This is a genomic window from Salipiger aestuarii, assembly GCF_003259905.1.
GTDB lineage: Bacteria > Pseudomonadota > Alphaproteobacteria > Rhodobacterales > Rhodobacteraceae > Salipiger > Salipiger aestuarii.
Map to the genome: position 1 here is coordinate 1 of NZ_QLMG01000081.1, position 9,934 is coordinate 9,934.

Sequence of the window (9,934 nt, forward strand, 5' to 3'; positions counted from 1 at the left end):
AGCGGCAGAAATAGTCGTTTACCGTGCTGCGCGGCGGCAAGTCCTTCGGCAGCGCAGCCCACTGGCATCCGGTGCCGAGAATATACATCAGCCCGTTGACGACCTCCCGCATCACGACCGTCCGCTTGTTGCCGCCCCGCTTCGCGGGCGGGATCAGCGGAGAAATGATCCCCCATTCCTCGTCCGTCAAATCGCTGGGATAGCGCAGTCCACTGCGGTCATAACGACCGCGGTTCTCGTTGGTCCACATCCAAAAGCTCCTGCAAAACCTTGCCTCCGCCAAGGATTCACAAGTGATTCCAAAGATTCAAGATGTTCCCGGATGGACACTAAGAGACTGATCCATCGGCATTTCTGTTAGGTCTGTCGCAGCTTTTTCACGTGTGCAAGCCCCTCGCAGCGCCCACAATTTTTTCGCAAAGGTCGCGGTTCTACCGGAGGCCAAGAGCTGCGGGCCGTAATCGATTCTCAAAATATTATTCGCAAACGCTCTGAAGGCCAGATTTCAGAGTTTTTCGCAAACTTGGGGCGATCGACACGGCGGATCTGCGCCTTCAGACCAGAGAGCGGGTCGCATCTTTCGAATCAATCAACGTTGTAGGACTGCTTGCCAAGGGGAGCCGTGACCTTTTCTCACGCGATGAAGGGGCTGGGCATAGTGCTCGAAGAGCCCGCGCGAGTCGTCTGCCTGACTTTCACCTAAGCGCGGAATGAAGCGCGCATGGCCCAGATGATTTATAGACAGAAAATATTTTTTGTCTATAAATTCAGGGATGACCTGCGCGCAGGCGACCACGTTAAATTGCGGGGTGCTGCGGCGCGGCCCTGGCCACTTTATATGCTGTTGCGGCTTTGTTGCGCAAAGACCGGTGAGGGATTCATCTCGTGAATCCAGCGTGGTAGCTGGCCTGCATGAGCAGACCCATCCCGCCGAGCTACAAGACCAAGAACTGGCCAGCCTACAACGAAGCGCTGAAGCAGCGTGGCTCCCTGACGATCTGGTTCGATCCAGACATGGTCTGGGTGCCGCCGCCGACCGGCAAGCGAGGCCGGCAGCCGCAATATAGCGATGCCGCGATCCAGACATGCCTGACGATGAAGGTCCTCTTCGGCATGGCGCTCCGACAGACGACCGGTTTTGTTGAAAGCCTCCTGCGCCTGGTCGACCTCGACTGGGCGGTGCCGGATTTCAGCACCTTGAGCCGGCGCCAGAAGGCCTTGGCCGTGACCATTCGCTACCGTGGCTCGCAGGGTCCGCTGAACCTGTTGATCGACAGCACCGGCATCAAAGCCGAAGGCGAAGGCGAGTGGCACGCGCGCAAGCATGGCGGCGCGAAACGCCGTCTATGGCGCAAGATCCACATCGGTGTCGACGAACAGACGCTGGAGATCCGAGCCCGCGAGATCACCGGGAGCAACGTCGGTGACGCGCCCATGCTGCCCGAACTGCTCAGCCAGATCCCGCCTGATGTGGAAATCGGCTCGGTCACTGCAGACGGAGCCTACGATACACGTAAGTGCCATGACGCCGTCGCCGACTGCGGCGCCCACGCTGTAATACCACCGCGCAAGAACGCCAGGCCTTGGAAGCCATCGACCGCGGGCGCCATTGCCCGGAACGAGGCCCTGCGCGCTTCGAAATACCTCGGCCGCGCCATCTGGCGAAAATGGACCGGCTATCACCGCCGCAGCCGCGCCGAGACGAAGATGCATTGCGTGAAGCTGCTGGGGCAGAGCCTCATGGCACGCGATTTCGATCGCCAGGTTGCAGAACTGCAGATCCGCGCCGCTGTCCTGAACGGCTACACCGCGCTCGGCATACCCGTCACAGAGCCCGTAGGATTAGTGCGTCTGGGGAAAGGGGAAGTCTGGGCTTCACGCGCTTTGCGCAACAAAGCCCCTTGGCGGGAGCAATAGGGCAAGTGCAGCCGCGCGGGCCCTGACCATCAATTGGGGCGGAGCGCTTCCGGCCGTCACCGATATCGACCTGACCAAGAAGATTTTCCGTGACCGATTCTGGGTACGCAGCTTCTTTGCGGACAACGGTGCGCGCGCCGGAGATATCGTGGAGATTACCGAAACTGCACCCTTCTGCTATCAGGTGACACTTGTGCGAGCATCGGCAGGAAGTGAGCAGAGCGTTCGGGCGCGGCAACCGTTTGCGTAGGCGTGGGCGTCTTCCAGATTCTTCTCGTGGGTATGAGGGATAAGATCAGCTCCAAATTCCGTTGGTTCTGACCTGACAATCTGAAATTTCCGGGGGCTGAGCGCCTGAAACTTCCTGCCGCAACTTCGCCAGATCGCGGGAGCATAGGCACGCTTTTCAATTCTTTGGTGAAACGACCGTGCAATTGACAGACACATTCTCGTATGAGTGACTGGCTCGGGGATTAAAGGGCCAGGTAGCGTAAGAATGTCGTTTGATACGTTTGGGGAAGAGGCGCGTGACCAGCTCGTTCTGGAGCTGTCCGTCGCTCAGAAAGTAAACTTTGCATCGTCGCAGAACGGTGTCTCCGTTCTGAAAAGTGTCGTTTTGCAGAACCTTTCAGACGTGCCGCTTGAGAATATCACTCTCGAACTGACTTGCAGTCCCGGTCTGTTCCGCCCGAAAAACTGGACGGTGGATCGGCTGGCGCCGGGGCAACGACAAAAGCTGCGCGACCTGGAAACGCCCTTGGATACGGTGATCCTGGGCGGTCTCAACGAGGCAGAGTGGGGAGAGCTGCAGTTCGTTGTGAAGCACGGCGAGACGGAGCTGCTGCACGAGCAGCGCCCGATCGAGATGCTGGCCCGAGACGAATGGGGTGGTGTGGGCGACATGGCGCATCTGCTTGCGGCCTTCGTCTCTCCCAATGACTCGGTTGTCGCTGGTGTCCTGAAGGAGGCCAGCCGACTACTGGAGGGGGCCGGACAGAGCGGTGCCATGGATGGCTACCAGACCCGAGACCCGTCCCGTGCATGGATGCTGGCCGGGGCGATCTGGTCGGCCGCGACCGGCATGGGGCTGACCTACGCGGTGCCTCCGGCAAGTTTCGAGTTACGCGGCCAGAAGGTGCGCGACCCCGGCCGCATCAAGTCTGAAGGACTGGCCACCTGTCTGGATAGTGCTCTTCTGCTGGCCGGCTGCTTCGAAGCCGCTGGTCTCAACCCCGTCGTGCTCTTCTCCGACGGGCATGCCTGGACCGGGGTATGGCTCACGGAGCGGGATTTCGGGACCATCAGCGAGCCCGACGTGATGACGGTCCGAAAGGCCATCGATGCGCGCGAGTTCGTGGTCATGGAGACCACCTTGCTGACGAAGAAACCCAGCGTCGGGTTCGAGCAGGCGGTCGATACGGCGCGCGAGCTGACATCCGAGCGCAATGAGCACAGCTTTGTCATGGCAGTCGACATCCGGCGTGCCCGCGCGGCCCGGATCCGCCCGCTTGCCAGCCACCGCTCCGAGCCGGAGGCCGATGCCGAAGATGTCGTTGCTAGCCCGGCAGCCCTGCCACGCCCGCTGGATCTGGGCCTCCTGCCGGGCGAACTGATCGAGGATGAGGCCTCAACGCCGGCGGACCGGATCGCTCGCTGGCAACGCAAGCTTCTGGACCTATCACTGCGCAACCGGCTGCTGAACTTCAAGGACAGCAAGCAGACGCTACCCTTCCTGTGCCCTGATGTCTCGGCACTGGAAGATCAGCTGGCCGACGGCAAGAAGTTCCGCGCGCTGGCGCTCAAGGACGAGGACCCTGTAGGCGCGCGCGACCTTCTGGCGAAGGAAGAGCCCAAGCTTCTTGAAGAGGTCGCGCAGGATGCCTTCGCGAAGGGCCAGATCGCGGTCCCCCTGACCCGCAAGGAAAGCGAGCGCCGGCTGCTCGAGCTGCACCGGCGCGCCAAAAGCGACATGCAGGAAGGCGGCACGAACACCCTGTTCCTGGCCGCTGGCTTCCTGCGCTGGAAGAAGTCCGAAGGCGACACGCGTAGCTACCGCGCGCCACTGCTGCTGGTGCCGGTGAAGATCTCGCGCAAGTCGGCGCAATCGGAGTTCGTGATCGAGCATCACGAGGACGACGTGCGCTTTAACACCACGCTGCTGGAGTTTCTCAAGCGGGACTTCGACCTGAAGGTGCCCGAGTTGGAGGGCGATCTTCCCCGGGACGACAGCGGTTTCGACCTGCCACGCATCTTCGAGATCATGCGCCGCAAGGTGCGCGATGTTGCTGGATTCGAGGTGGTCGAGGAGTTGGCGCTTTCGACCTTCTCCTTCGCCAAGTTCCTGATGTGGAAGGACTTGGTGGAGCGGACCGATAGCCTGCGCGAGAGCGCGCTGGTGAAGCATCTAGTGGACAACCCGACCGAGCCATTCCTGGCCGAAGGGACGCCGGGTCTGCCGGTCGCGGTCGATGTGGATCGCAGGCTGGCGCCGCGCGACCTGTTCACACCGCTGCCCGCGGATTCGTCGCAACTTGCCGCTGTTCTGGCCGCGCAGGAGGGGCATGACTTCGTCCTGATCGGGCCGCCGGGCACCGGCAAGAGCCAAACCATCGCCAATATCATCTCGCAATGCCTCGCCATGCAGAAGACCGTCCTCTTCGTGGCCGAGAAATCGGCGGCGTTGGACGTGGTGCAGCGGCGGCTCGCGTCGCATGGGCTTGGCGATGCTGTGCTGGAGCTGCATTCCAACAAGGCCGACCGGAAATCGGTGCTGTCTCAGTTGGGCCGCAGCTGGGCGCGGGCGGCCAGCGCGTCGGACGCCGACTGGATCAAGGTGACGGATGACCTGACGGTCACCCGCGAACAGCTGAACACCTATGTCACGGCGCTGCACAAGAAGGGGACGCAAGGCTTCAGTGTCTTCCAGGCGATCGGGAAGGCTGCCGGCCAAGAACAGCCGTTCAGCCTGGGCTTCGCGAACAAAGACGCGCATGATGCGGAAAGCTACATGCATCTGGGGAAGCTGGCCGAAGCCCTTGGACGGTGCCAGGAGATCATCGCGGGCCGCAAGCCGCTGCCACTGGTGCAGGCGGAGGAGTGGTCCTTTGGTTGGCAGGCGGAACTCCTGGAGCGAAGCGCGAAGCTGGGCACGGCCACCCGTGAACTGGCTGAGGCCGCCGAGGCGCTCGCGCGCCATGCCGGGCTGACCTGGGCGGGCGCTGGCGAGGCGTCTGAGGTCGCGCCGCTGGTGCTCCTGTCGTCGATCCCTGAGACGGGCGAGGATGTAAGCTGGTCGCTGACGCGGGATGTCGTCGAGATGAAGGCGCAGGCAGAGATGCTGACGGGCAAGCTTGCCGCCTACACCGCCGCAGCCGGTCGAACCTCTGCCAGCTATCCGATGGCGCGGCTGGAAAGCCTTCCGCTGGATCAGCTTGATGCCAACTGGCGACTTGCACAGACGAAGATGTGGCCTTTCTCGGTCTTTGCCAAATCCTCGGTGCGCAAGCTCCTGCAGACCTATGCGGAGGGCGGAAAGGCCGATCCCCAATCCGATATCGCCGCGCTGGCGGACGCCAAGCGCGCCCGAGCCGAGGTTGAGGCAACTCCGCTCACCGGGTGTCCGGTGGTCAAGGGCGTGGAAACGGATCCGGCACGCCTCGCTAACTGGATGGATCAGGCGCGGGCGATGAAGACGGTACTCGCCGAGATCGCGCCCACGGTCGCCGATCCGGCCCGTTGGGATCTGGCCCGCCAGAGTCTTGCCAAGCGGAACGGCGGTGACCTGCGGAACGCGATCATGCTCTTCCAGCGCAAGCATGAAAGCTGGCAGGAGCATGCCGGGGCCTTCGCGCAGACGGCGCATACCTTGCCTGAGGGGATGGCCCTGTCGGAGCTGCTCGCATCTCTGCAGGCCATTCAGGACAACAAGGAGCACCTGCAGGATTGGACCCGGTGGGTCGAAGTCCGCACGCAAGCCAGTGGCGCAGGGCTTGAGCCCCTCGTCCAAGCCGTAGAAGAAGGCCGGATCGAGGGCGATGTCGATGCAGCCTTCGCCTCGGCCTATGCGGCCTGGTGGTTGCCGCAGGCCATGGATGCGCAGCTTGAATTGCGGGGGTTCTCCCACTGGTCGCACGAGGACGCGATCAAGCGCTTCCGGGAATTGGACGACCGCGCAACGGACATGGCGGCGGGGCAGGTCTTGTCCCGCATCCAGCACGGCTTGCCAGCCCAGGATGCCGTTGCGCGTCGGTCTGAACTTGGCACGCTGCGTCATCAGCTTGGGCTGCAACGGCCCAGCATGCCGATCCGAACGCTGATCTCGGAAATGCCCGACGCCTTCACCAAGCTGGCCCCCTGCGTGCTGATGTCCCCGCTCTCGGTGGCGCAGTATCTCCCTGCGGGGCAGGCGGCTTTCGACGTGGTGATCTTCGACGAGGCGTCCCAGATCACCACCTGGGACGCGATTGGTGCGATCGCGCGGGGCAAGCAGGCGATCATCGTTGGCGACCCGAAGCAGCTTCCCCCGACGAACTTCTTCGGACGCAGCGACGCCGGTGAGGACGAACTGCCCGAGGCAGAGCGGGATCTGGCGTCCATTCTGGACGAGGTCGCCGCGGCAGGCATCCCGACGCAGCAGCTCGATTGGCACTATCGCAGCCGGGACGAGGCGCTCATCGCCTTCTCCAACTGGCATTACTACGGCGGCCGCCTCGTGACCTTCCCGTCTCCGGCGACGGCGTCGGAAGCGGTGACGCTGCATCAGGTCGATGGCGTCTATGCCCGCGGCCAGGGCCGGACCAACGAGGCCGAAGCCCGCGCCATCGTGCGCATGACGGTGCGCCGCCTGAACGAATGGCTGACTTGGCCCGAAAGTGAGCGGCTGACACTTGGTGTCATCACTTTCAACGCCGAGCAGCAGGGTCTGATCCTCGACCTTCTGGACGAGGAGCGGCGGAAGAACCCGGATCTGGAATGGTTCTTCGAGGATGCACGGGAAGAGCCGGTCATCGTCAAGAACCTGGAAAACATCCAGGGCGACGAGCGGGACGTGATGCTGTTCTCGATCACCTTCGGCCCTGACCAGGCTGGCAAGCTTTCGATGGCCTTCGGTGCTCTGAACGGAGACGGCGGCGAGAAGCGCCTGAACGTGGCGGTGACGCGCGCTCGGGCGGAGTTGCACGTATTTGCTTCGATCCGAGCCGATCAGATCGACCTGACGCGCACCAAGGCCGTGGGCGTGAGGCACCTGAAGGGCTTCCTCGATTTTGCGGCACGTGGTCCTGTCGCGCTCCCGGCGCAAGATGACGGCTCGCTCGGGCCGGTCGAGAATATCTTCGAGGCCGCGATCAAGGCGGCCATCGAGACCAAGGGATGGGAGCTGCGTCCGCAGATCGGCGTCTCGGGCTTCCGCATCGACCTGGGCGTCGTGCATCCGGATCACGCGGGCGTCTATCTTGCCGGGATCGAGTGTGACGGGGCGACCTATCACGGTTCTGCCACGGCGCGGGACCGGGACAAGGTGCGGCAAGCGGTGCTCGAAAACCTTGGCTGGACTATCTTCCGGATCTGGTCGACCGACTGGTTCCGCAATCCTGCGGCTGTGGTCGAACGCATCCACACCGCGCTGACGGAGCACCTCGAGGCGGATCGCGCCAAGCGGACCGAAGAAGACGCAGTACGCGACGCCATGCTCGCCGAAGATGCCGATGAGATCGAGGTCTCACATGAGGCCGAGGAAGCAGAGGTCGCTGAGGTCGAGCTGCCGGTCGCGGAGGTTGGCGTTGAAGGAGACATCGCACCGTCAGAGCCTGTCCGGCAGGAGGCACAGTTTGCCCGTGCAGCGCCGTCAGCTGCCAGGCCGGAGATGGGAGAAACTGGTTCGAGTGAAGCCAGCCCCGATCCCGAAAGATTCTACGATGCGGAATACATTCCCGTCCTTGAGCGCCTGATCGCGGGCGTGGTCGAGCGCGAAGGGCCCATGCCGATAGCCTTGCTGGGCAAGCGGGTCTCCGGAATGCATGGCTGGCAACGGACGGGGAGGCGGATCTCCGAGCAGATCTCCAGGGCGCTTGGCCAGGTTGAGCTGCATCCCGAGAATGGTGTCGATTTCCTTTGGGCGGTAGGAACGAAAGCCGACAGGGTTGGTTTCCGGTCGGGACAGGATCGCTCTATCCGGGATATTTCCCGCACGGAGATCGCGGAGCTTTATGATCGCCATGTTTCCGAGCTGAGCAGGAGCGAGGATCCCGTTCTCGATCTGGCGCGGTACGCGGGGATTGCCAGATTGTCAGCGGATGCGCGTTCATACCTTTCGGAGTGCATTGGATGGCGATCTATTGCCAGTGAGTGAGGAAGGGCGATCGGGTGGCCACATCATCAACGCCCATCTACGTCGAAGATTTCCAAGACTGATAGAAGTGTGCATCGGCCCCGTCGGGGCTAGGAGGTTGGGCGCGCGATGGATTTCATAGCGCCTGCCCATTTTGCCTTGCCAGCACTTGTTGCACTGGTTCTTGAGCCGCATTTGACTTGGTCATAAAGGGGGCATCGCTTAGCCGTTTGTGTAAATTCATCATTCGCTTTTCAGCTTGTCCGATAAACGTGTTGTATAGCATTGGACGAATAATGGTTCTGTCTCCATGCTTGGATGGCTCGCCTTCTTGGGGCGCAATGCTGTCGCCTAGCAGAAAGCCGGTGACACGTGTTTCTGTCGATACTAGCCCTTTCTCGCGAAGCTCCTTGATATACCCCCAAACTTGCATCTTTTCTTCTTGCCCCAGTGGAACGCCGGGCTTTTTGAGTTCCACGATTACTAGCGTGTCTACTCCATTTTGGTTATGGTCTTCATCAAAGGCAGGTCGATCATAGAAGCCAACCGTACTATCAGGGAGAACTGCAAAGTCAGGTCTCTTTCTAGATCCTTTTTCTGTGACTTTAAAAAGCTCCTTGATGACTCGAGTCATGCCTTTGTTCGAGGTGAACTCTATGCTTTCGAACTGAGGCCCGAATATCCAAAGCGCTTCTCCAAAAAGGGGCTGTAGCTCCTGGACTTCTTGCGTGTCAGTAGAAGCGGTCTTCGCCCGTATTTCCTCAATCAGCTTCAGGCGGCTTGAAACCTCATCCAAGGCTTCCTTTGCGGATTTCAATGTCCACTCTTCAAGCAAGCCATTCCATGAGTCTAGGTCGCTAGGCGTTAGATTGTGCAGCTTTTCTAGAAGGCTATATTGGGACTCGGCCATCTCAAGATTGGCCAAAACGCCCATTACTTGTTCCAGTTGCTGCTCACCAAGTGTCGGGCAACGCTCGACCAACTGAGTCAACATACCGTTCCATCGGTCTTGGCTTAGCCTCGGAAGCGCTCGAACTGTCGAGGCGTGCTTAGAAGCGATATTGGTTCGTGTCTGAGTACGCTTCGTTTTCAACAAGCTCGTGAGTTCATCGCGTATGCAATCATGGACGATCGACTTTGTTGTTTTCCACTTAGCGTTCTCTTCGCGGAATGACGACCAATCGGGCATTATTTCGGCTGGAGTCAAAAAATCCGCCTCAACCACGAACGAGTAACGTTTTGCCTCTTCCGTTCGTCCATCGATCAGTTTGTCAGAAAAGCTGTTCCATCCAGCTTCACCGACCAGACGGCGGTTCACCCACCATGCAATTCCGTGTTGTTTGCTTGTTCTGTCAGCACGCGAAGAGTCTAAGAGTCCGTCCGAGATCATATCCTTTCTTGGCAAAGCCTTCGCAGCATTGATCGAATGGACGCCCATCGCAGGAACGCCAATGCGTTCTGGTTCAGGCACTCCCAGTCCTTGGCCAGGCGGCGGCAGCGATTGAGCCATCCGATGGTCCGCTCGACCACCCATCGCCTGGGCAGGACGACGAATTTGCCGGCATCCGTCCGCTTGACGATCTCGACATTGATCTTGCGGCAAACCTTCTTCAATTCCTCCTGAAACTTCGGCCCCTGATAGCCGCTGTCGGCATAGAGTTTCAGCAAGGAAGGGTACCGGCCGAAGAG

The 9,934-nt window shown here is 60.9% G+C and carries 6 protein-coding genes; 3 read left to right on the forward strand and 3 right to left on the reverse strand.

Going from position 1 to position 9,934, the window contains the following annotated elements:
- The coding region (locus ATI53_RS21800) for a transposase (protein ID WP_146609916.1) at positions 1 to 250 on the reverse strand (250 nt) is incomplete at its 3' end.
- Between the two features lie 471 nt (positions 251 to 721).
- Between ATI53_RS21800 and ATI53_RS23505 the strand changes: the two genes are divergently transcribed.
- The 3 genes from ATI53_RS23505 to proA all read left to right on the forward strand — a co-directional run bounded on the left by ATI53_RS23505 (position 722) and on the right by proA (position 8,266).
- Complete coding sequence (locus tag ATI53_RS23505) at positions 722 to 889, forward strand: hypothetical protein (RefSeq protein ID WP_009502362.1); 168 nt, start codon at positions 722 to 724, stop codon at positions 887 to 889.
- Between the two features lie 23 nt (positions 890 to 912).
- Positions 913 to 1,917 carry an IS5 family transposase gene (locus ATI53_RS21805; RefSeq protein WP_009502361.1) on the forward strand — a complete coding sequence of 335 codons (1,005 nt, stop codon included), beginning with the start codon at positions 913 to 915 and terminating at the stop codon, positions 1,915 to 1,917.
- A 496-nt stretch (positions 1,918 to 2,413) separates the two neighbouring features.
- Complete coding sequence (proA, locus tag ATI53_RS21810; protein ID WP_009502360.1) at positions 2,414 to 8,266, forward strand: anti-phage protein ProA; 5,853 nt, start codon at positions 2,414 to 2,416, stop codon at positions 8,264 to 8,266.
- A gap of 115 nt (positions 8,267 to 8,381) precedes the next feature.
- On the opposite strand, the gene ATI53_RS21815 is transcribed toward proA, so the two are convergent.
- Both ATI53_RS21815 and ATI53_RS21820 read right to left on the reverse strand, forming a co-directional pair.
- Positions 8,382 to 9,716, reverse strand: a complete 1,335-nt coding sequence (locus ATI53_RS21815; RefSeq protein ID WP_170134643.1) for a hypothetical protein — start codon at positions 9,714 to 9,716, stop codon at positions 8,382 to 8,384.
- Positions 9,632 to 9,934: transposase (locus ATI53_RS21820; protein WP_211315412.1), on the reverse strand; the 303-nt coding region annotated here is incomplete at its 5' end. The genes ATI53_RS21815 and ATI53_RS21820, both read right to left, overlap by 85 nt.

Coding starts and splice junctions, on each gene's coding strand:
- ATI53_RS23505 (WP_009502362.1), top strand. CDS start 722: ATGGCCCAGATGATTTATAGACAGAAAATATTTTTTGTCTATAAATTC.
- ATI53_RS21805 (WP_009502361.1), top strand. CDS start 913: ATGAGCAGACCCATCCCGCCGAGCTACAAGACCAAGAACTGGCCAGCC.
- proA (WP_009502360.1), top strand. CDS start 2,414: ATGTCGTTTGATACGTTTGGGGAAGAGGCGCGTGACCAGCTCGTTCTG.